The sequence below is a fragment of the Streptomyces sp. 2-1 genome (genome assembly GCF_048564895.1).
Lineage (GTDB): Bacteria > Actinomycetota > Actinomycetes > Streptomycetales > Streptomycetaceae > Streptomyces > Streptomyces phaeochromogenes.
Genome location: NZ_CP183383.1, coordinates 10,183,012 through 10,204,330 on the forward strand (window position 1 = coordinate 10,183,012; position 21,319 = coordinate 10,204,330).

21 protein-coding genes are annotated in these 21,319 nt (G+C 71.6%); 6 read left to right on the forward strand and 15 right to left on the reverse strand.

The window, feature by feature from the left end:
* The first annotated feature begins 5 nt into the window (after nucleotides 1-5).
* Both ACN20J_RS44450 and ACN20J_RS44455 read left to right on the forward strand, forming a co-directional pair.
* On the forward strand, nucleotides 6-638 hold the full coding sequence (locus tag ACN20J_RS44450; RefSeq protein WP_419668229.1) for a TetR/AcrR family transcriptional regulator: 633 nt from the start codon (nucleotides 6-8) through the stop codon (nucleotides 636-638).
* Nucleotides 635-2,026, forward strand: coding sequence for an MFS transporter (locus ACN20J_RS44455; protein ID WP_419668230.1), 1,392 nt, complete (start codon nucleotides 635-637; stop codon nucleotides 2,024-2,026). Before ACN20J_RS44450 ends, ACN20J_RS44455 begins: the two co-directional genes overlap by 4 nt.
* On the opposite strand, the gene ACN20J_RS44460 is transcribed toward ACN20J_RS44455, so the two are convergent.
* From ACN20J_RS44460 to ACN20J_RS44495, 8 genes are all read right to left on the reverse strand, one after another.
* Nucleotides 2,017-2,703, reverse strand: a complete 687-nt coding sequence (locus tag ACN20J_RS44460; protein ID WP_190232495.1) for a hypothetical protein — start codon at nucleotides 2,701-2,703, stop codon at nucleotides 2,017-2,019. The two genes, ACN20J_RS44455 and ACN20J_RS44460, sit on opposite strands and share 10 nt — an antisense overlap.
* 153 nt (nucleotides 2,704-2,856) lie before the next feature.
* A complete protein-coding gene (locus ACN20J_RS44465) occupies nucleotides 2,857-4,050 on the reverse strand; it encodes a damage-control phosphatase ARMT1 family protein (RefSeq protein WP_419668231.1) in 1,194 nt (397 codons plus the stop codon).
* 20 nt (nucleotides 4,051-4,070) lie between these two features.
* Nucleotides 4,071-4,862 (reverse strand): MBL fold metallo-hydrolase, encoded by a 792-nt coding sequence (locus ACN20J_RS44470; RefSeq protein WP_419668232.1) that lies wholly within the window; start codon nucleotides 4,860-4,862, stop codon nucleotides 4,071-4,073.
* Between the two features lie 100 nt (nucleotides 4,863-4,962).
* The gene (locus ACN20J_RS44475; protein ID WP_419668233.1) at nucleotides 4,963-5,760 is read right to left on the reverse strand and encodes an alpha/beta hydrolase; all 798 of its coding nucleotides are present in this window, start codon (nucleotides 5,758-5,760) and stop codon (nucleotides 4,963-4,965) included.
* A 19-nt stretch (nucleotides 5,761-5,779) separates the two neighbouring features.
* Nucleotides 5,780-6,634 carry an alpha/beta fold hydrolase gene (locus tag ACN20J_RS44480; RefSeq protein WP_419668234.1) on the reverse strand — a complete coding sequence of 285 codons (855 nt, stop codon included), beginning with the start codon at nucleotides 6,632-6,634 and terminating at the stop codon, nucleotides 5,780-5,782.
* A gap of 156 nt (nucleotides 6,635-6,790) precedes the next feature.
* Nucleotides 6,791-7,615 carry an alpha/beta fold hydrolase gene (locus ACN20J_RS44485; RefSeq protein WP_189842784.1) on the reverse strand — a complete coding sequence of 275 codons (825 nt, stop codon included), beginning with the start codon at nucleotides 7,613-7,615 and terminating at the stop codon, nucleotides 6,791-6,793.
* A gap of 97 nt (nucleotides 7,616-7,712) precedes the next feature.
* Nucleotides 7,713-10,487, reverse strand: coding sequence for an AAA family ATPase (locus ACN20J_RS44490; RefSeq protein WP_419668235.1), 2,775 nt, complete (start codon nucleotides 10,485-10,487; stop codon nucleotides 7,713-7,715).
* A gap of 99 nt (nucleotides 10,488-10,586) precedes the next feature.
* Nucleotides 10,587-12,008, reverse strand: coding sequence for a S1 family peptidase (locus tag ACN20J_RS44495; protein WP_189842782.1), 1,422 nt, complete (start codon nucleotides 12,006-12,008; stop codon nucleotides 10,587-10,589).
* A gap of 289 nt (nucleotides 12,009-12,297) precedes the next feature.
* Between ACN20J_RS44495 and ACN20J_RS44500 the strand changes: the two genes are divergently transcribed.
* Nucleotides 12,298-13,290 (forward strand): alpha/beta fold hydrolase, encoded by a 993-nt coding sequence (locus tag ACN20J_RS44500; RefSeq protein WP_419668236.1) that lies wholly within the window; start codon nucleotides 12,298-12,300, stop codon nucleotides 13,288-13,290.
* Here ACN20J_RS44500 and ACN20J_RS44505 read toward each other — a convergent pair.
* Both ACN20J_RS44505 and ACN20J_RS44510 read right to left on the reverse strand, forming a co-directional pair.
* On the reverse strand, nucleotides 13,280-13,939 hold the full coding sequence (locus ACN20J_RS44505; protein ID WP_419668237.1) for a response regulator: 660 nt from the start codon (nucleotides 13,937-13,939) through the stop codon (nucleotides 13,280-13,282). The two genes, ACN20J_RS44500 and ACN20J_RS44505, sit on opposite strands and share 11 nt — an antisense overlap.
* Complete coding sequence (locus tag ACN20J_RS44510; protein ID WP_419668238.1) at nucleotides 13,936-15,156, reverse strand: sensor histidine kinase; 1,221 nt, start codon at nucleotides 15,154-15,156, stop codon at nucleotides 13,936-13,938. The genes ACN20J_RS44505 and ACN20J_RS44510 overlap by 4 nt, the downstream gene beginning before the upstream one ends.
* A gap of 132 nt (nucleotides 15,157-15,288) precedes the next feature.
* On the opposite strand from ACN20J_RS44510, the gene ACN20J_RS44515 reads away from it, so the two are divergent.
* Entirely contained in the window at nucleotides 15,289-16,197 is a 909-nt protein-coding gene (locus ACN20J_RS44515; protein ID WP_419668239.1) for an ABC transporter ATP-binding protein, read from the forward strand.
* Nucleotides 16,194-17,126, forward strand: coding sequence for an ABC transporter permease (locus ACN20J_RS44520; protein ID WP_419668240.1), 933 nt, complete (start codon nucleotides 16,194-16,196; stop codon nucleotides 17,124-17,126). The genes ACN20J_RS44515 and ACN20J_RS44520 overlap by 4 nt, the downstream gene beginning before the upstream one ends.
* Nucleotides 17,127-17,213: 87 nt before the next feature.
* On the opposite strand, the gene ACN20J_RS44525 is transcribed toward ACN20J_RS44520, so the two are convergent.
* The 4 genes from ACN20J_RS44525 to ACN20J_RS44540 all read right to left on the reverse strand — a co-directional run bounded on the left by ACN20J_RS44525 (nucleotide 17,214) and on the right by ACN20J_RS44540 (nucleotide 20,272).
* Nucleotides 17,214-17,744, reverse strand: coding sequence for a hypothetical protein (locus tag ACN20J_RS44525; RefSeq protein ID WP_189842777.1), 531 nt, complete (start codon nucleotides 17,742-17,744; stop codon nucleotides 17,214-17,216).
* Nucleotides 17,745-17,764: 20 nt separating this feature from the next.
* A complete protein-coding gene (locus tag ACN20J_RS44530) occupies nucleotides 17,765-18,649 on the reverse strand; it encodes an oxidoreductase (RefSeq protein ID WP_361989842.1) in 885 nt (294 codons plus the stop codon).
* A gap of 161 nt (nucleotides 18,650-18,810) precedes the next feature.
* Nucleotides 18,811-19,581: a class F sortase gene (locus ACN20J_RS44535; protein WP_419668241.1), complete on the reverse strand. Its 771-nt coding sequence runs from the start codon at nucleotides 19,579-19,581 to the stop codon at nucleotides 18,811-18,813.
* Nucleotides 19,568-20,272: a hypothetical protein gene (locus tag ACN20J_RS44540; RefSeq protein WP_361989848.1), complete on the reverse strand. Its 705-nt coding sequence runs from the start codon at nucleotides 20,270-20,272 to the stop codon at nucleotides 19,568-19,570. Before ACN20J_RS44540 ends, ACN20J_RS44535 begins: the two co-directional genes overlap by 14 nt.
* Before the next feature lie 194 nt (nucleotides 20,273-20,466).
* Between ACN20J_RS44540 and ACN20J_RS44545 the strand changes: the two genes are divergently transcribed.
* On the forward strand, nucleotides 20,467-20,853 hold the full coding sequence (locus tag ACN20J_RS44545) for a PPOX class F420-dependent oxidoreductase (protein WP_189842774.1): 387 nt from the start codon (nucleotides 20,467-20,469) through the stop codon (nucleotides 20,851-20,853).
* Here the strand turns inward: ACN20J_RS44545 and ACN20J_RS44550 are convergent.
* On the reverse strand, nucleotides 20,839-21,309 hold the full coding sequence (locus ACN20J_RS44550) for a GNAT family N-acetyltransferase (protein ID WP_361989851.1): 471 nt from the start codon (nucleotides 21,307-21,309) through the stop codon (nucleotides 20,839-20,841). The two genes, ACN20J_RS44545 and ACN20J_RS44550, sit on opposite strands and share 15 nt — an antisense overlap.
* Between the last annotated feature and the right edge of the window lie 10 nt (nucleotides 21,310-21,319).

Consider the following 21,319-nt stretch of genomic DNA (forward strand, 5'->3'; position numbering starts at 1 on the left):
TGTCTATGACCGAACAGGAGGCGGGACTTCGAGCCCGATTGGTGTCCGTGGGCGTGGATCTGGTGACCCATGAGGGAGCGCAGGCGCTGACCCTGCGGGAGATCGCCCGCAGGGCGGGTGTCTCGCACGGCGCCCCGCGCCGCTACTTCCCGACCCACCTCGAACTGCTCTCCGCGATCGCACGCGAGGGCTTCGCCGAGCTGGGGGCCGAGGTCGCCGGGGAGCTGCGCGGCGGCAAGGGGCCGGCGGACGGTGAAGAACCGGCAGGCGGTGAAGAATCGGGCGGCGTCGAGGCGAGCCCGCGTGCCCAACTCGCCGCGCTGGCCCGGATCTACGTCGACTTCGCGCTGTCCCACCGCGGTATGTACGAGTTGATGTTCCGGCACGACCTGCTGGAGAGCAACAGCCTGGGTCTGCGCGAGACCAGCCTGCCGCTGTTCAACTCCCTTGTGGACCTGGTGAGTCGAGTACGCCCCGATGTGCGGGCACCGGACGTGGCGGGCGCGCTCTGGGCCAACCTGCACGGCATCGCCCAACTGTGGGGCTGGGGCAGTCTCCAGCTCGCGACAGGGGCCAACGGCGTCGAACCCCTCGTACGGGCCGCGCTGGACGCCCACCTCGGACCGGAGGCCCGGTGAACTCGGCGCGCGACCAGCGCCTCACGCTCACCGCGGGCATCACGGGGGCCGCGCTCGTCGCCCTCGACGGGACCGCGCTGACCGTCGCGCAGCCCAGCCTGCGGAGTGACCTCGACGCCTCGTTCGTCCAGATGCAGTGGACGAGCACCGGCTATCTCATCGCCGTCGCGAGCCTGCTCGTCTTCTCCGGACGGCTCGGTGACCGGTACGGACACCGACGGGTCTTCGCCCTCGGAATGCTGGGCTTCGCCGTCACCTCGGCGGCGATCGGCCTGGCACCGGACGTGGGCTGGGTCATCGGACTGCGTGTCGTACAGGGGGTCTTCGGCGCGCTGCTGCAACCGGCGACCCTGGGAATGCTGCGCGCCGCGTATCCGCCCGACCGCCTCGGGATGCCGATAGCCGTGCGCACCAGCGCCATCGGGGCCGCCGCCGCGCTCGGCCCGTTGGTCGGCGGGGCGCTGGCGACCCACTTCGGCTGGCGGTCGGTCTTCTTCCTGGGGCTCGTCCCGGCGCTCGCGGCGGTGGTGCTCGTCCTGGTGGCGCGGGTGCCGAGGGAGGCCTCGGACGTGCGCCTCGACCTGCCGGGCGCGTGCCTGCTGGGGGTGACGCTGGTGTGCCTGGTCCACACCCTGGTCGGTCTGCCGGACACCGGCTGGACGGCCGCGAGCGCGCTCGGACTCCTCTGCACCGCTGCCGCGTGCGCCGCCTTCGTCCGCCACGAACGGCGTACGGCAGGGCCGCTGGTGCCGCCCGACGTGTTCCGTTCGACCGCGATCACCTCGGCACTCGGTGTCCTGCTCACCGCGTCGGCGGTGCTGTTCGGCACGTTGTTCCTCAGTACGTACTACCTCCAGGACGTACTCGGCCTGGACCCCCTCCACGGCAGCCTGCACGCGCTGCCGCTCGCGGTGGCCATGGTGGTCGGCGCACCGGTCTCGGCCGTACTGCTGCGCCGGTGCGGTCCGCGCCGAACGACCGTGGCGGGCATGGCTGTTGTGGCCCTTGCCGCGTTTCTGATGTCCCGGCTCGACCAGACGTCGGGCTCCCTGGCGATCGGCGGCTGTTTCCTTCTGCTGGGGGCCGGCTTCGTCCCCGTGATGGTCACCGCGACCGCGGTCGTCGTACGGGAGGCGTCCGTGCGGTCGGCGGGCGTCTCCGGCGGACTCCAGCAGACCGCGATGAACATCGGCCCGGCCCTCGGGGTGGCCGTGGCCACGACGCTCGCACCGGCCGGCGCCTCCGCGAGGGGTACCGCACTGGTCGTCCTCGCCGCGGTCGCCGTACTCGGCGCGCTACTTGCGGCCGGACTCCCTGCCTCGGCAGGGGAAAGGCGCCCGGACCCCGCCGTGGGCCCGGGCGCCAGAAGCACGGCGGGTCACCCGTAGAACGGCCCCGGCGTACTCCATGTCGTCGTACCGAAGACGTTCGCGTCGTCAATGCTGATGTTGACGTTGCTGACCTTCAGCCCGTACTGGGTCGCTGTCATGCCTGACGGGCAATTCACCTCGACGGGAGGGAAGTTGACGAAGAAGTGCGGGCCGAACTCGCCCTCGTAGTTCCGGTGCGCGTACAGGATCCAGTTGCTGTCCGGCTCGTAGTACGTCGAGCCGAGGCGCTGCTGCTCGGTGCGGACGACGAAGCTCGTGCCGTGGTCGAAGCTACCGTCGGGACGGAGGCATCCGAAGGTACGGGCGGTGTCGGCGTGCGCCTGGAAGTAGTTCCCGGTGCTGTTCAGGCCGGCCAGATAGCCGGGCTGGTTGCGGACGTTGTGCAGGACGACGCCGAGCTTGAAGCCCCCGCAGCCCGCCGTCGGGTCGTAGTCGTGGTAGATCAACTGGCACTTGCGGTCGCCGAAGTAGGCGGTCGGATCCGGGTTGTAGGGCTGCGGCACCACGGTCCCGTAGAACTTCACGGTCGCCGAGACACCGCCCTCGGTGCCCGCCGGGATCTCCACGGTGGTCGTGGCATGGGCGGCGCCCGTGCCGGTCAGGACCAGAGCGAACCCGGCGAGCAACGCGACGAGCAGCCGTGCCGGATGTCTCAGCACACGCTTGTTCCCCATAGCTGACTTCCCCCCTGTGCATGTCATGCACATTCACGCGAACGGTGACCAGCGCACGCTAGCGGCACCACCGCCCCATGAGGGGACAAACAACGCAGTCCTCACAACCGGAACGCGCACGCGCGGCACTGGATCAGCGCGCGCCCAACTGGATCAAGGCGCGCCGAACTGGATCAGGGCGTGCGTCCCGCTCGTGCGCCACGCCTCCTCGCCCGCGTCCAGCTCCTCCAGCGTCGTCGCTGCGAGTCCGGTCACGACGTCCGACTTGAGCGTCCGCAGCGCGGCCACCGGACCCGGGAAGTACGCGGTGGCCTCGGCGAACGGTGTCGTGGCTGGCCAGTGGCGATCGCCCACGAGACGACGGTAGTTGAGGTCGCCCTTCAGCACGGTGAGCGTGGCGGACGCGAAGTCCTCCCGGAGGTCGGCCGGCATCCGCTCGTAGGGATGGGGCGCGCACGAGAACGGGTGGGTGCGCAGGATCAGCCGACCACCGCTGACAGCCTGCCGCAGCCGCTCGCCGATCTCCGCCGCGTGTCCGGACGCCCCGGTCATCCGGTCGAGAGAGGCCAGGGTGTCGGTGGTGGTCGCGTCGGAGACGTAGTACGGGTACGGCTTGAGGTGCAGGACGACGCCGGCCGCCCGCCGGGTGGTCAGGAGATGGTCGGCGAGGACGAGGTCGGGAAGCAGCTCGGGACCGGCGTTGTCGGCGACCAGACAGACCTTTCCGGGCTCGCCGGCCTCAAGGGCTTCCAGGAGCGCGGGGGAGTCGTCGACGACGAGGCCCGTCACGCGCTCGCCCAACCCACCGGCGCCCGCGGACAGTTGGAAGCCGAGATCGGCCCGGTTGCCCCAGAGGGAGGAGAGCAGGAGTGTGCGGTCCCGTTCCTCCGACGGGAGTTCGGGCAGGCGGTCCAGCGCGGCGAGCTCCTCGTCGACCTTGGCGCTCGTGAGTTCGGCGTTCTTGAAAGGGGCGAAGGGGTCGATGCCCTGCCAGGGGCCCGGTGTGAAGTGCCGCAGGGCGGCCAGGAGTTTGCGGTAGAAGAAGCTCTCCGCCCACAGGAACGGCACGTCCGGCCAGCGCTGCCCGTAGTAGGGCTCGTCCCGCCACCGCTCGGCGCCGGGCTCGCCGTCGTCGAGCCGCTCGATGACCCCCTTGGTGATCTCCTCCAGGAGGGAGTCCAGCGCGCGCTGCTGCTCGGGCGGATACGGAGTGGCCCGCCGTACGCGCTCGATGAGAGCAGGGTGCCGCTCGTCCAGCACGCTCCGGGCGAAGGAGCCGGGGGAGCTGACGATGACAGGGGCGTTATCGGGGTTCGGGCTGTGGCTGTTGGGGCTGGGGCGCGTCATGCCCCCAGTAAACCGTTCCGTCACACGGTGACGTCGGCTCCCTTTCCGGTGGGCAGCCAGCGGAAGCGGTCACGGATGTCGGCCGGAGCGTCGGCGAGTTCCGCCTCGATGGCGGCCCGGCCCTCCTGGAAGTGGCCCCAGCCCTCGTAGTGCACGGGCAGGACCGTGTGCGGCCGGAGTTCGCCGCACAGGCTGACGGCCTGCGCCGCGTTCATCGTGTAGCGGACCGGGCCCGTCAGCGGAAAGCGGACGCTGCCCAGATGCAGCAGGGCTGTCCCCACGTCCAGACGGCGGGCCACCTCCCGTACGCCGTCGTACAGGACCGTGTCGCCGGAGATCCACAGCACGCCGTGCCGCTGGCTCTCCCAGCGGAGTGCGAAGCCGATGACGTCCCCGGTGACCGGGCGGGACAGTGGCGGTCCGTGGCGGGCCGGCGTCGCCGTGACGTCGATCGTCGGGCGTCCGGGCGCCTCCAGCCGGGTGCTCGTCCAGGCCGCCAGCCCCCGCGCGTTGCCCCCGAGCCGACCTGCCCCGGACAGCGTGGTGAGTACCGTGCCGACGCCCGGCAGCAGGGCACGCCCCGCCGTGTCCAGGTTGTCGCCGTGGTGGTCGTGGGTCAGCAGCACAGCGTCGATCGGCGGCAGGTCAGTGACGGCGAGGGCGGGGCCCGTCAGCTTGCGGGAGGAGGTGCCCCAGCCGAACGCGTAGCGGTCGCCCGGCGGATCGAACGTCGGGTCGGTCAGCAGCCGCCAGCCGTCGGCCTCGATCAGCGTGGTCGGACCGCCGATGTGCGTGACACGGACCTCGGTCATGCGGTGACCCCCTCCCAGGGCATGCGGTGATCCCTGCTCTTCGGCTTCTTCCGGGTGGCCCGGGGCGGCCCCTGCGGTCGCCCCGGGCGTGCTGCCTGCCCTACTTGGCGTGCTCCACGGCCCAGGACAGGGCGTGGTCGGCGATCTCCTCCCAGCCGGGCGAGGCCGGCATGAGGTGCGGCTGCCCTGGATACACCTTGACCTCGGTGACGGTCTTCGACTTGTAGTGCTTGGCGTTGGACTGCTGGACCTTCGGTGGCATCAGATGGTCCTCCTCGCCGGAGAGGAACAGCAGCGGGGCGCGGTCGTCGTTGTGGTAGTTGACCCAGATGTCCTGGTGGCCGGGCTGGAGGTTGGCCAGCACGCTGTTCCACAGGATGCGGCCCGAGGCGGGGATCGCGTACCGCTCGTACAGCGCCCGGGACTCCTCCTCGGGGAACGTGTTGGTGAACGCGTAGTGCCACTGCTCGAAGGTGAGGCCGACCGCCTTGTGGTGGTTGGCGGGGTTCTTGAGCACGGGGAACGTGGACCTCACCTGGCTCGGCGGGATCACCCGCACGCCTTCTGTGGGTGCGGAGTTGATGGCCACGCCCGCCGCGCCGAAGCCGTGGTCGAGCAGGACCTGGGTGAAGGCCCCGCCCGCGGAGTGGCCGATCGGGACGGGCGGCCTGTCGAGTGCGCGGATCACGGTGGCGAGGCTCTCGACGATCCGGGGCGCGGTGATCGCCTCGATCGGCGCCGGGTCGGCGTTGAGGGACTCGACCTCCACCTCGAACCCGGGATAGGCGGGCGCGATCACGCGGTAGCCCTGCTTCTCGTAGCGGGCGATCCAGTGTTCCCAGCTGCGGGGCGTGACCCAGAAACCGTGGATCAGGACGACGGTGTCCGGCTTGCTCATGGGTTTTCCTTCCGGGAGGTCAACGGGTGGCGTGGTGGGCGGCCAGGATCTGGCGGACGACGACGGCCGGGCGGGACATCATCACGACATGCGAGGCGCCCTTGACCTCGACGACCCTGCTCCCCGCCCGCTGCGCCATGAAGCGCTGCACGGCCGGCGGGATGACCTTGTCGGCGGTCGGGATCACGTACCAGGACGGCAGCGACTTCCAGGCCGGTACGCCACTCGGGCCCGCCAGACCGCCGACGCTGCCCGGGCGTTGGGCGGCTGCCATCAGCCGTGTCTCGGAGCGCGGCAGATCGCCTGCGAACACCTCGCGGAACTTGGCCGGGTCGATATAGCCGTCGAGGCCGGGATCGCCGGGAGCCGCGTCGGTGGGCAGCGGGAACGGGCGGGTCACCAGGGCGCCGGGCAGCTCACTGCCGGGAAACTGCTCGGCCAGCTGCAGCGCGCTCTCGCCCTCGTCGGGGGCGAACGCGGCCACGTACACCAGCGCCTTGACGTTCGTGTGGCCGCGCCCGGCGTTGGTGACGACCTCGCCGCCGTAGGAGTGGCCGACCAGGATGACCGGGCCGGGGATCGTGTCGACGATGCTGGAGACGTACGCGGAGTCGCCGGCCAGGGTGCGCAGCGGGTTCGCGACGGCGATGACCGGGAAACCGGCGTCCTGCAGTCCGGCCATGGTCTTGTACCAGCCGGACGCGTCGGCGAACACGCCGTGGACGAGGACGACGGTCGGCTTGGCACCGCCCGCCGAGGGTCTGGCGTCGGCTGCCGACGCGGAGGGCAGCGCGCCGCCGAGGCCGAGTGCGCCGGTGCCGGCCGCGAGCAGGCCGCCGAGGACGCGGCGGCGGGGGTGACGGTCGGACGTCATGTGATGAGCTCCTTCTGGGTCGGGGCATGTCGGTGGCGGGGCATGCGGACGGAGCTTCGGGAGTGCGCCGAGGCGCCTCACCGGTTCGTCGGAGGTGCCTCAGGAGTGCGCGTCGCAGGTTCCTCAGGAGTGCTTCACGGGTGCCTGCGAGGTGCCTCAGGAATTGAGGAACTCCAGCAGGTCGGCGTTGAGTTGTTCCTTGTGGGTGTCGGTGATGCCGTGCGGCGCGCCCGGATAGACCTTGAGCGAGGCGTTCTTGATCCGCGCCGCCGAGGCCTTGCCGCCCACCTCGAAGGGCACGACCTGGTCGTCGTCGCCGTGGATGACGAGCGTGGGCACGTCGAAGGCGTCCAGGTCGGCACGGAAGTCGGTGGCGGAGAAGGCCGCGATGCACTCGTACGCGTTCCGGTGCCCGGACTGGAGCCCCTGGAGCCAGAACGCGTCGCGGGTGCCCTGGGAAGGACTGGCGCCGGGCCGGTTGCCGCCGAAGAACGGGCCGTCGGCCAGGTCGCGGTAGAGCTGTGAGCGGTCGGCGATCGAGCCGGCGCGGATCGCGTCGAACACCTCGCCCGGCACCCCGCCCGGGTTGTCGTCGGTCTTCAGCATGAACGGCGGTACGGCGGAGACGAGCACCAGCTGGGCGAGCCGGGCGGTGCCGTGCCGGCCGACGTAACGGGCCACCTCGCCGCCGCCGGTGGAGAACCCGACGAGCGTCGCGTCCCGCAGATCGAGCGTGTCGACGAGCGTGGCCAGGTCGTCGGCGTACGTGTTCATCTCGTTGCCGAGCCAGGTCTGGGTGGAGCGGCCGTGGCCACGGCGGTCGTGGGCGATGGCGCGGAAGCCGTTGGAGGCGAGGAACAGCTGTTGCGCCTCCCAGCTGTCCGCGCTCAGGGGCCACCCGTGGCTGAGCACGACCGGGCGGCCCTGGCCCCAGTCCTTGTAGTGGATCTGTGCGCCGTCGGAGGCGGTCACGTACGGCATGGGGGGTGCTCCCGTCTGTGGATTCGTTCCGACCGCCCGATCGTCCGGCGGGGCGGGCCGTCCTCGAACCACGTGGAGCGCGTAGTCGTGACCCCGGTCAGAGGTCCGGGGTGCGGGCGAGCTGTCGCCGGGACGTGACGTCGAGCTTCCGGAAGATCTTCCTGAGGTGGTAGTCGACGGTGCTCGCGCTGATGAACAGCTGGGCGGCGATCTCGGCGTTGGTCGCGCCCGACCTGGCGAGACGGGCGATCGTGAGCTCCTGCGGGGTCAGCGCGCCGGTCGTTCCGGCCGGACCGCGGTGGGGGTGCTCTCCGGTGGCTGCGAGTTCCTGGGCGGCGCGGGCGGCGTAGCCCATCGCACGCATGGCGTCGAACATCGCGACGGCCGTACGCAGTTGCTCACGGGCGTCCTTGCGGCGCTTGCGGCGGCGCAGCCACTCGCCGTACAGCAGATGGGCGACGGCGAGATCGGAACGGGCCCGCGTCTTCGACAGCAGGCCGATCGCCTCGCGGTACAGCGGCTCGGCGTCGGCGTCGGGGGCGAGCAGGGCCCGCGAGCGTGCCAGCAGGCCCAGGGCCCAGGGAGTGCCGGTCGCCGTCGCCCTGGACTTGAGGGTGCGCAGCGTCGCCGTGGCGAGGACGCGGTCGCCGCAGCGGATGGAGGCCTCGACCAGCCCGGGGAGCAGCCGGGAGTGGTACGCGAACAGGTCGTGCTCGATCAGCTCGTGGGTGATCGCGCGGGCCCGGGCGTAGTCACCGCTGCCGAGAGCCACGATCACCATGCCGATGCGGGCGATGGACTCGACCGCGCCGTTGCCCAGCCAGGTACCGGCCTCCATCGATCCGCGCAGCACGGCGTCGAGGTTCTCGGACTCGGCGTGCCAGGCGACCAGTTCGGGATGCCGGTAGAGCTCCCACATGTCGTCGGTGGCCCCGATCGCCGTGCGGATCAGGTTTCCCTGGGCATGCATGTCGTCGGCCGTCGCCAACTGGCCGAGGATGGTCTCGTGCATCACCGAGCAGTACAGGGCGCTGTCCAGTTGCAGCAGGGCGCCCGTCCTGCGGGCCACGTCCGCGGCCCGCTCCATGACCGCGCTCTGAGCCTGTTCGTCCCACAGCATCATCGAGAGCGTGACGGTGGGCAGATAGGCCGACAGCACCGACTCGTCCGAGGTCCGCGGGTCCACCAGCATCGCGTGTGCCCTCCGCATGTGGGGCACCGCGCGTTCGTAGCCGTCGGTGACCAGGACGGCGAAGGCGCGCAGTACGAGGTCGACGCCGTGTACGGGCTCGTCGCGGGGCAGCAGTTCGTCGACGGCCCGAGCTATCTCGGCCACCGTCGTGTCCCGGATGAGGTGTTCCGCGGTGATGGCACGGTCGACCGCCCTCAGCAGGGCCTCCCGGGCGAGATCCGGTGCCCCTTCGGCGAGGGCCCGCGCGGCCAGCAGACACAGCGCCGGGGCGGTGGCGAACGCACCGGCGTCACCCAGCAGGATGACCGCGTGGGCCCGCACCAGCAGCGCGCGGCCCCGGCCCACCTCACCGAGCAGCCCGACGTCGATCGAGTCGAGCAGCGACTCCGCCTGCAGCGGTGCCCCGGCCCGGAGCGCGGCCTCGGCCGCCGCGAGCAGCCGCCCGGCCCGGACGTCACCGTCCGGGGTCAGCTCGGTGGCCCGGGTCAGGAAGGTGGCACGCGCCGCGTAGCCGCCCCGGGCGCCCGCCCTGTCCGCCGCCCGTTCCACCTCCGCGGCGACGGTCTCGTCCGGGCCGATCGCGGACGCCGCGAGGTGCCAGGCCCGCCGGTCGGTGTCCGCCGGGCGGTCGGTGACCTCGGCCAGCGCCCGATGCGCGCGACGCCGCTCGACACTGGTGGCACCGCCGTACACCGCCGACCGCACCAGCGGATGCCGGAACTCGGCGGTGGCGCGCAGCACCACGAGGCCCGCCTTCTCGGCAGGTCCGCAGGCCTCGGCGTCGATACCTAGCCGCCGCGCCGCGTCCGTGAGGTATCCGAGGTCGCCGCCCGGTTCGGCCGACAGGAGCAGCAGCCAGCTCCGCGTGGGCTCCGGCAACTCACCGACCCGACGCAGGTAGTACGCCTCCAACGTGCCGCCCACCGGCAGAGGTTCGGGCAGTGCGAGAGAGCCCGAGAGCTGGTCGGCGGAGAGTTCCTGCCCGAGATCGGCCAGGGCAAGGGGATTCCCGGCGGTGGCTGCCACGATCCGCGCCGCGACCCGGGCGTCGAGCTGGCCGGGCACGGCCTCCCGCAGCAGCTCAAGCGCGAAGTGCTCCTCCAGGCCGGTGACGTCGACGGCGGCGGGCAGACCCGCGGGTACGTCGAATCCGGTCCGCGCGGCGAACAGCAGGCCGACGCCCTCCGCGTGCACCCGGCGGCCCACGAAGGCGAGTACGCCAAGGGACTCCTCGTCGAGCCACTGGGCGTCGTCGACGAGGGACAGTACGGGCCGCTGTTTCGCGGTCTCGGCGAGCAGGGTGAGCGTCGCGTGCCCCACCAGGAACCCGTCGGGCGGTGGTCCTTCGGCCAGTCCGCAGGCCACCCGCAGCGCCGTGTGCTGAGCCGCCGGGAGCACGCCGGGCTCCTTGAGCCCGTCCAGCAGGGGGACGAGCAGCCGGTGCAGCGCGGCGAACGGGAAACCCGACTCCGCCTCCACGCCCACCACCCGCAGCACCCGTAGACCGGCGGCCTCGGTCACCGCGTGCTCCAGCAGGACGGTCTTGCCGATACCGGCGTCGCCCCGCAGCACCACCACACCGCTGAGTCCTTCGCGCAACTCCCCGACGAGCAGGTCGAGTTGCTCGCGTTCCCGGGCGCGTCCCTTGAGGGTCATGTCGAACGATTGAACCAGTGCCACGGTCACGATGGACGACAATGGGCACTATCGACTGTTTCAGTTATGTGAACCGGTATATGTGCCGGGATTCAGCGATGCCGGATCTCAGCCGGGCCACTGTCAGCCCCAGCTCTGCGAGTACTGGTTGCGGTACCGCTTGCGCCCGCGTTCCGAGCGGATCCGGAGGGCCACCAGTGCGACCAGGCTGCCCGCGATCACGAACAGTCCGGGACCCAGGCTCCTGAAGTCCGCGACCCGCTCCAGCGCCGAGGCCAGGCTGTCGGTCTGCCCATCGGGCACCGTGTCCACCGATCCTCCCCCGGCCCCGGGCAGGACCGCGCCGCCGGGAGCGGTCGAGGACGTGCCGGGAGGGGCCGCCGCGCCCGCGCCGTTGTTGGCGCTGCCCGTGTTCCCCGTGCTCCCTGAGGAGGGCGCCGCCTGGCCCGAACCGGGCTCGGTCACCAGCTTCACACCGAGCGAGTCCAGCGCCTTGGTGACCGGCTGGAAGAACGTCGTACCGCCGCTCTGGCAGTCACCGTTGCCGCCCGAGGTGACGCCCATGGCCAGCCCGTCGGCGAACATCGGGCCTCCGCTGTCGCCGGGTTCGGCGCACACCGTGGTCTCGATGAGTCCGGTGACCGTGCCCTGCGGGTAGTTCACGGTGGCGTTCAGTCCGGTCACCTCACCGGACTGAAGACCGGTCGTGCTGCCGCTGCGGAACACCTTCTGTCCGACGGCGGCGTCGGCCGCTCCGATGATCCGTATGCCCTCGCCGTTGCCGACGGCCACGAGGTCGGCGCCACTGAGATCCACGCCCGGGCTGTACTGCACGAGCGAGAAGTCACCGCCCGGGAACGAGCCGGACACGGTCGCGCCGACCTGCTGGCTGCCCTGCTGGTCCGAGAACCACGTCGTGCCCACCGGGCCGCAGTGCCCGGCGGTGAGGATGAAGTTGGCCTGTCCGTTGGTCACGTTGAAACCCGCCGAACAGCGTCCGGCGCTCGCGAAGAGCGGCGAGGCGCCGTTCACCCGCGGGGTGAACGTGCCCTCGATGCGCTCCATCCGTACGGACTTGCCGACGCTCTTGGCGACCTTGGCCAGCCGGTCCCACTCGTCGGAGGAAACGGTGGTGTCGGCGCGGACCACCACCTGGTTGGAGGCGTAGTCCATCGCCCAGGAGGTGCCGGCCACCTTGGGAGCGTCCTTGAGAGTGTCGGTGGCGGAGCGCAGATCCTTCATGGCGTAGCGGACGACCTTGGGGACGGCACCAGCGCCACGCACGTCGGCCGCGGCCTCCTCGTCGGTCACCGCCACGACCGGGCGCCCCTTCGCGTCGATCCAGCTGCCCGCCGTACGCGACGTGCCCAGCTCGGCGACCAGTTTCTGGCCGGTCCGGGCGGCCAGGATCTCGGCGTTCGGCGCCTTCGGATCGTCCGGCGTCTCGCTCGCCACGGCATGCGAGACCATCAGCCCCCCGCACACCAATCCGCCGACTGCGGCGAACCGTGCGATCCGCTGAACGTTCCGTCGTGCATGCCTCATCCACGGCTCCCGTGCGACTGTCCTGACCCAGCGTCACTGCAATGGGTGCTCCCCGTGAGGTGAACGCCCTCCTTCAGTACGTGCCGCCCCACGGTCTGGTTCAGCGGCCCGGCCGAGTGTTCGGAGTCGGCCAGAACTCGCCTGTGGCCCCGGCCGTCCCACCGGAGGGGCACATCCACGGGGGTGGTGTGCCCCGCAGGGCGTTGTTGCCGAAACAGCAACGTCCCTCGCCCCCTCCCGGGACCGGCGCGATGATCGACAGCAGTACACCCCAGTCCGAGGAGGACCCATGTCGCAGGCCGCAGACCCGTTCACCCCGGCGGGCGCCCAGCATCGACTGGTGGATGTCCCCGGTGGCCGTATCCACCTCGTGGAACAGGGCACCGGCCCCCTTGTCCTGCTGGTCCACGGCTTTCCCGAGCTCTGGTACTCGTGGCGCCACCAGCTCCCCGCACTCGCCGAGGCGGGCTACCGCGCCGTCGCCATCGACGTACGCGGCTACGGGCGCTCGTCGGTGCCCGACGCCGTGGAGGCGTACCGCATCGGGGCGTACGTCGAGGACAACGTGGCCGTCGTCCGTGCCCTCGGCGAGGAGACCGCCGTGATCGTCGGCCACGACTGGGGCTCGACCATCGCCGCCGACTCCGCGCTGCTCAGGCCCGATGTCTTCACCGCGGTGGGACTGCTCGGCGTGCCGTACGCGCCGCGGGGCGGGATCCGCCCGTCCGACGCCTTCGCCATGATCGGCGGGGACGAGGAGTTCTACGTCCGCTACTTCCAGGAGCCCGGCCGGGCGGAGTCGGAGATGGAGCCGGATGTACGGGCGTGGCTGTCGGGGTTCTACGCCTCGCTGTCGGCCGACACCATGCCCGAGTCGGGGGACGGCAGCGTCTACTTCGTCCCGGCGGGCGGCAAGCTCTCCGACCGGTTCGTGAAGGACCGGCCGTCCTGGCTCTCGGACGAGGAACTCGACTTCTGTGTGGGCGAGTTCGAGCGCACCGGATTCACCGGCGCGCTCAACCGCTACCGCAACATGGACCAGGACTGGGAGGACCTCGCCGAGTGGGACGGCGCCCCGATCACCCAGCCGTCGCTCTTCGTCGCGGGCCAACTGGACGCGTCCATCGGCTGGTTGGCCAGTGCCATCGAGGCGTTCCCCACCACACTCCCCGGCCTGGTCTCCTCGCACCTCGTCGAGGGCAGCGGCCACTGGGTGCAGCAGGAACGCCCCGAGGAGGTCAACCGGCTGCTGACCACCTGGCTGCGCACCCTCAACGCGTAGCCGCGACCAGCCCCGCCTCGTACGCGATGATGACGAGCCGCACCCGGTCCCGGGCGTCCAGCTTGGCCAGCAGCCGGGTCACATACGTCTTCGCGGTGGCGACACTGATGGACAGCCGCGCGGCGATCTCGGTGTTGGACAGCCCGTTTCCGATGAGGGTCAGCACCTCGCGCTCGCGGTCGGTGATGCCCAGGGCCGTGCGCGGCGCGGGCGCGGCGGACCCGGGACGCTCCGCGAACTCCCTGATGAGACGGCGTGTCACACTCGGCGCGAGCAGCCCGTCTCCGGTGGCGACGACGCGGATCGCGTCGAGGATGTCGTCCAGGGCCATGTCCTTGACGAGGAATCCGGCCGCGCCCGCGCGCAGCGCCCCGTACAGATAGTCGTCATCGTCGAAGGTCGTCAGCATGATGACCTGGGCCCCGCCGGATCCCTCCGTGATCAGCCGGGTGGCCTCGATGCCGTCCATGCCGGGCATGCGGATGTCCATCACCACGACGTCGGGGTGCTCCGCCCCGGCCAGTTCGACCGCTTTGGCTCCGTTGCCCGCCTCGCCGACGACCTCCAGGCCGGGGGTCTCGGCGATCACCATGCGCAGGGCCGCGCGGACGAGGGGCTGGTCGTCGGCGAGGACGACCCGGACCGTCATCGCACACCCGCCGGTACGGGCAGCCGCGCCGCCACTCGGAAACCGCCCTCGGGGCGCGGCGCGGCCGAGAACTCCCCGTGCAGCAGGCCGACCCGCTCGCGCATGCCGAGCAGCCCGTAGCCGGTGGCCGCGGTGCGCCCGGGGCCGTTCCCGCTGTCGACGACCTCGATGGCCAGCTCCTCGTCCCGGCAGTCGACGGTCACCCGGCAGGACCGGGTGCCGGCATGGCGTACGACATTGGTGACGGCCTCCTGCACGATCCGGTACGCGGACATGTCGATCTCCGGGGGCAGCGTGTGCCGTTCGCCCTGCCAGCGGACCTCGACGCGGATGCCCGCGGCCGTCGTCCGCTCGGCGAGGCGGTCGATGTCGGCCAGACCGGGGGCGGGGGAGGGATCGAGCGGAGTCTCCTCGGGGTCCTGGCCCGGTTCGGCCCGGCGGAGCGCGCCGAGCATCCGGCGCAGGCCCGACAGCGTCTCCCGGCTCGCGTTCTCCACCTCGCCGAGCGCCTCCCGCGCCAGCTCGGGCCGGGTGTCGATGACCCGCCGCGCGGCACCGGCCTGGAGGGCGACGATGCCGATCGTGTGGGCGACCATGTCGTGCAACTCCCTTGCGATCCGTAGCCGTTCGGCGGTTACGGCCTGGGCGGCGGCCTGGGTGCGCAACCGTTCGGCGTGGACCCGGGACTGGCGCACCTGGTACCCGACGAGCCAGGCGATGACGACCACCAGCGCCATGAACGGCTCCGACGGCGTCCCGTCGTCCCGCCCGACCCCGAACAGCACGCGCGGAAGCAGGAATCCGGCCAGGACACCGAGCGTGACGGCAGCGGCGGAGAGCGAGACCCGGCGCGGCTCGACGGCCGTGAGGACCGCGAGGGCCACGCACACCGCCACGAACTGGATCCCGACGACCTCCGTCTGCTTCCAGGCCGGCGCGAGCAGGACCGTGCCCGCGAGGACCAGGGCGTAGGCCGGTCGCGGCCTGCGGTGCAGCAGCGCGCTGCCGGCCAGGACGAGGACGGTGGCCAGGGCGAGGAGTGCCTGGGCCGCGTACGAGTCGAGGCCGTGCCGTGGATACGCGTACGAGTACTCGTGGGCCGTCGGGAACACGACGTAGTCGACGACCGGGTACACCGTCGCCGCACACCAGATCACCGCCGTCCAGACGCCCGGCGGTATGCGCTTGAGCAGCGGAAGTCGTGGTGTGGCGGCCATACGCCGATCGTAACGACGCGATCCTGGCAGGGCATCGGACCGTGGGTGTACACCCGTGGTCGACACCGCCCCGCGCGATTGTCGTCGCCGGTCCGATGCCGAACCGCCGTGCTCCCGGGGACCGTTGGACCCGTGATCGAAGTCAACGAACTGACGAAGCTATACGGCGGCACCACGGCCGTCGACCACCTGAGTTTCACCGTGCGGCCCGGACACGTCACCGGGTTCCTCGGCCCGAACGGTGCCGGGAAGAGCACCACCCTGCGACTCGTACTCGGCCTGAACGACCCCACCAGCGGATCCGTCACCATCGACGGCCGCCGCTTCCGCGACCGCCCGCGCGGCCTGCGCCACGTCGGCGCGCTGCTCGACGCCCACGAGGTGCACGGCGGACGCAGCGCCCTGGCGCATCTGACCGTGCTGGCCCGCTCCAACCGCATCCCGCGCCGCCGGGTGGACGAGGTCCTGGAGGAGGTCGGTCTCGCGGGCGCGCGGCGGCGCCGGATCGGCGGGTTCTCGCTCGGGATGAAACAGCGGCTGGGCATCGCGGCAGCGCTGCTCGGTGAACCGCCTGTGCTGCTGTTCGACGAGCCCCTCAACGGGCTGGACCCGGAGGGGGTGAAGTGGCTCCGCGGCCTGTTCCACCGGCTGGCCGCCGAGGGCCGCACCGTGCTGGTCTCCAGCCATCTGATGTCCGAGATGGAGAACACCGCCGACCAACTCGTCGTCATCGGCCGCGGCACGCTCATCGCCGCCGAGAGCCTCACGGAGTTCGCGGCCCGAGGCACCCGTCCGACCGTGACCGTACGGACGCCTGACCCCGCGGCGCTGACGGCGCTGCTCACCGGGGCGGGAGCGGAAGTGCGCCAGGACGCCGACTCGCTGACGGTGACCGGCATGGACGCGGACCGGATCGGTGAACTCGCCCTCCGGAACCGGGTGCTCCTGCGCGAACTCACCACCCGGACCGCCTCGTTGGAGGAGGCCTTCATGGAACTGACCGCCGACAGCGTCGAATACCTCGCGGGAGAAGCCCGATGACCATCACCCCCGACGGAGCCGCCCCCGACAGGGCCGCTGCGACTGCGACTGCGACTGCGACTGCGACTGCCACGGCCCCGGCAACGGCCGTTGCCACGGCCAAGGTCGACCTTGTTCAGGTCTCCGAACCCCGCGCCCGGTTCCGCGACCTCGTCGCCGCCGAGTGGATCAAGCTGTGGTCGCTGCGCTCCAACACCTGGGCGTTCGTGATCGGCGCACTGGCGGTCATCGGGTTCAACGTAGGAACCGCCTGGGACACGTACCGCTACTGGACGGCGCAGGACGTGCGTTCCCGGGCCGGCTTCGTCCGGGACGGGATCCCGCTGTCGATCGCCTTCACCGCGAACGCCGCCATGATCCTTATGCTCGCCCTCAGTGCCATCGGGGCCACGGCGATCGTGGGCGAGTACAGGACCGGAATGATCCGCACGACGTTCACGGCCGTCCCTGCCCGGCGTTCGGTGATGGCGGCGAAGGTGTGTGTGGTCACGGCCGTCACGACGGTGTTCGGCGCGGTCGTCGCGGCGGCCTCGTTCGGTCTGACCCAGGCCGTCCTGTCCGCCCGGCACATCGGCGTCCCGATCGACCATCCCGGCGCGCTGCGCGTCGTCGTGGCCTCCGCGCTCCTCGCGCCGGTGTCCGCGCTCCTCGGTATGGCCCTCGGCACCCTGATCAGGCACAGCGCGGCCACCATGACCGCCAATGTGGTGATCCTGCTGTTGCTGCCCCTGGTCTTCAGCGCCGACCGCCACTGGGCGGCCGTCGTCGACCACGCCCTGCCGACCGGCGCGTGGATCCGCCTGGTCGACGCCGACCAGCAGGCGGTCGCGTACCCGTGGACGCTCACGGGCGCATGGACCGTCTACGGGGTCTGGGCCCTGGCCGCCGCCGCTGTCGCCGTGACCTCCGTGCAGCGGCGCGACCAGTGAACGCCCTGACCCGCGAGCCGCCTCATGCCTGGCGGCCCTGTACCTGCATCACCATGTCTACATGTCTACGTACGTGTCTCGTGATGTCTACGTACGTGTCTCGTGCAGGGCGGTGCGGGCGAGGTCGACGAAGTTCACGACCGACTCCCAGAACGGGCGGTAGCAGTCGCTGAACCGCTGCCCCGCTCCCTCCTCGCCCGCGATCATCGCGCGGAGCGCCCGCCAGTTGTCGCCGGTCGCGAGGCGGAGCCGGTCCGCGGCCGAGGCGGCCTCCGCCGACCCTTCCAGGTCCACCACCCAGACCCGCTGACGCAGCACGGCGTACTCGCCCTGAAGCCGTATCCGTAGTTCCTTGAGTGCGGCGAGCCGCTCGTCCGGGTCCTGGATCTGGTCGGCGTCGGTGACCTTCCAGTAGAGGTCGCCCATGCGCTGGGCCTGCTCGATGACGTCGACGTACGCCGAGCGGCGGGTCGCCCGGAGCCGGTCCGCCTGTACGGTCGCGGCGGCCGCGTCCGCCTGGATGCGGGCGGCCCGGTAGGTGCCGCGGCTGGTCACCCAGCTCGCGACCACGGCGGTCCCGGCCGTCAGCGCGGCCACCCAGAGTGTGCTGTCCCCCATGTCGAAGAGATCCTCAACCCTCAGGCGAGCCGGGCGAGTTCGTCGTCCGACAGGCTGATCGCGCCCGCGGCCACGTTCTCCACGAGGTGGTCCGGATCGCCGGTGCCCGGGATGGCCAGGACGTGCGGGCCGCGGTGCAGTGTCCAGGCCAGCCGGATCTGCGCGGGGCTCACGCCGTGGGCCCGGGCGATGTCGAGGACCTCGGCCTCGTGGGTGCCGTCGGCGCCCTTTCTGCCGCCCTCGCCGGCTATCGCGAAGAACGGCACGAAGGCGATGCCCTGTTCACCGCAGATCCGCAGGACGTCGTCGCCGACCTCGCTACGGGTGTCCAGGGCGTACCGGTTCTGGACGCAGACCACCGGGGCGATGGTCTGTGCCTCGGCGAGTTGCTCCGGGTCCACGTCGGACACCCCGAGGTGGCGGACGAGCCCCGCCTCGCGCAGTGCGGCCAGCGCGCCGAAGTGCTCGGCGATCGAATGGCGGCCGTGCGTCCGGAGGTTGACCACGTCGAGGTGGTCGCGGCCGAGCTGGCGCAGGTTCTCCTCCACCTGCCCACGCAACTGCTCGGGCCTGGCCCAGGGCAGCCACTCGCCCGACGGATCCCGCCCCGGCCCGACCTTGGTGACGATGACGAGGTCGTCCGGATACGGGGCCAGCGCCGAGTTGACCAACTCGTTGGCCGAGCGCAGCGACGAGAAGTAGAAGGCGGCGGTGTCGATGTGGTTGACGCCCAGTTCCACCGCGCGCCTGAGCACGCCGAGCGACCGGTCGCGGTCACTCGGCGTGCCCTGGTGGAAGGCGCCGCTTCCGGTCAGCCGCATGGTCCCGAAACCCAGCCGGTTGACCGTGAGGTCGCCGAGCCGCCACGTGCCCGCTGCCGCCGCGTTGATCTTCTCCGAGGTCATCGTCGGAGTCTTGCACGGAGGTTCGGACCATGGGGGCGGAGGGCGAAAAGTGATCTTCACGGGCCCTGCGGGCGTCGACCGTCGGCGTCGACGGTCGACGTCGAGCCGGAGACTCAGCCGGAGATTGCGGCGGAGACTCAGCCGGAAAATGAGGCGGAGACTCAGGCGGGGCGATCCGGTTCGCGCGTCCCCGTCAGATGCGCGAAGACGACGACATTGCTCCGGTAGCCGGTCCTCCGGTCGTACGCCCCGCCGCAGGTGATCAGCCGCAGCTCGGGACGCTTTCTGGCGCCGTACACCTCCTGGCTGGGGAACTGCTCCTTGTCGTACGTGCGGACGGCGTCCACCGTGTAGACGGCGGTGCGGCCGTCGGCGCGCCGGGCCTCGACCAGCCGGCCGGGCGTCAGTCCGCTCAGGCCGACGAAGACGGCGGGCCCGGTGGCGGTGTCGAGATGGCCGACCACCACGGCGGTGCCCGCCTCCCCGGGCGAGGGGCCGCCCTCGTACCAGCCGACCAGTTCGGGCTTGTCCACCGGCGGAGCGGTGAGCTGCCGCTTCCGGTCCAGGCGCAGGCCGATGACCGGGGCCTCCAGACCGAGATACGGGATCCTCAGGACCGTCGCCCTGGACCGCGGGAGCGGCCGGGGCGCCGGGGCGGGGCGGCGGACGGGAGGCGGTACACGGACGTGGTCGCGCCTGGGCTCGGGTGTCGCGGTGGCGGACGGACCCGGGGCGGGGGACCCCGGGGACGCCTTGGCGTCCCCGGGAGCCGGTGCCGGGGAGGGTGCGGCGGCCGGGTCCGGGGGCCGACCGTCGTCCTCGGCCCACCAGAGGCCGCCCATCACCAGCGAGAACGCCAGCACGGCCGTCCTCGTCAGACGGTAGGCGCGCGTCCGGTGCCAGGGCCTGGGCGCGCGCCTACGCGGCGCCATCGGGCCGGCGGCGCAGCATCCGGAAGTAGACGAAGCCCGACACACCGACAAGGCCCACCGCCGCCGCGGCTCCGAACGCCGACACGCTCGGTGGCTCGGCGAGACCGCCGCCGCCCGCCGGTACGCCTCCGTTGGGGCCGCCGGGTGCCACGCCCTCGGGTCCGCCGGCGGGCGGTGTCTTCTTGCAGTCGACCTTGAACACCTTGTGCTTGCCCGCGCCCTTGCCGTCCACGATCTGCCAGGTGAGCTTGTACTGGCCGTCGGGCAGGGCCAGCAGACCGGTCGTCCGGCCGGTGCCGGTGGGCAGCGCGAGCGTGCCGGTGAGCGTGGCGCTTCCCCGCTTCGCCGGCTGGGGCTCGATGATCCAGGTGACACCCTGCCCTCGGTCGAAGTTGAAGGCGGCGAGGTAGAACTGGCAGACCTTCGGGTTGTTGCGCTGGTCCGCGTCGGGCGTCGTATCCGCGTGGATCTTGACGTCACCGTTGTCGCCGGGGGCGGCGACCGCGGCCGGGGCTCCGAGGAGGGCGGTTCCGGCGAGGGTGAGCGCCGTGAGCGCGGCGGCTCCCGTGCGGGCGGTGCGGGCGGCGGGTTTGGTGCCTGGAGTGCGTACGGTGCCTGCAATGCGCGCGGTGCTTGCGGTGCGCACGGTGCTTGCGATGCCTGCGGTGCGGGGGAGTGGCGAGGCGGACATGCGAGATCCTCCGAGCGGGATGATTGTCGTACAAATCGGCTCTTTGTCTGACTCTCTTTCACATCCCGCGCCCGAAAGCTCGGCGCATCACTGACGAACCGTCAGAGATCGCTCGTCCGGCCCAGGGGCTCGCCGGACCGGACTCCGGTCGGCCCGGGCTCCCGCCCGGCCCGCCCGCGGCCTAGACTCGCCGCGTGGACAACACAGCGCTGGAGCGGCTCGGTGCCGGCAAGTACCTGCTGGTCACCAGCTATCGGAAGAACGGCACGCCGGTCGCGACCCCGGTGTGGGTTGTCCGTGACGGCGACACGCTCGGCGTCTGGACCGTCGCGGACTCGTGGAAGGTGAAGCGGATCCGCAACCGCGCCGACGTCCTCGTCGGCCCCTGCGACGTCCGCGGCAACCCGACCGGCGAGCAACTCCCCGCCACCGCCGAGGTCTGCGACCCGGACGTCACCGCGCACTATCGCGGTCTCATCGCCCGCAAATACGGCATCACCGGCCGCCTCGGCCTGCTCGGCAGCCGACTGCGCCGCGGGAAGAACGGGACGATCGGCATCCGGGTGTCACTGGTGCCGTAGCCAGACGTAGGCGACGGGCTGTACGGCGTTCCAGGCCTGGGTCAGCTCCGGGCCGACGGGGACGAAACCGGCTCCCCGGTAGCAGCGCAGAGCCCGGTCGTTGTCCGGGTGCACCCGCATGAACACGTCCGAGTGTCCGGAGCCGAGGGCCTCGCCGAGCAGGCCCCGGACCAGTACGCGCCCGAGGCCACGACCGCGGGCGTCGGGCGCCACGATGATCCGCGCCAGCTCCACCTCGTCCTCCTCGGCGTCGAACCACAACTCCCCGTACGCGACGGGCCGTTCGTCCTCGACGAGCAGACGAGCCGTCACATCCGTGTCCTGCTGCCATGCCGCGACGGTCTCTGCGGCCATGGGGAAATCCCCCCGCCCGCACCACATCGCGACCTCCGCGGCGGAGAGCGGCCAGTTCGCCACGGTCGTCGCGTGCGCGGTGCTGAAAGGAAGCAGATCCATGATGTGACTC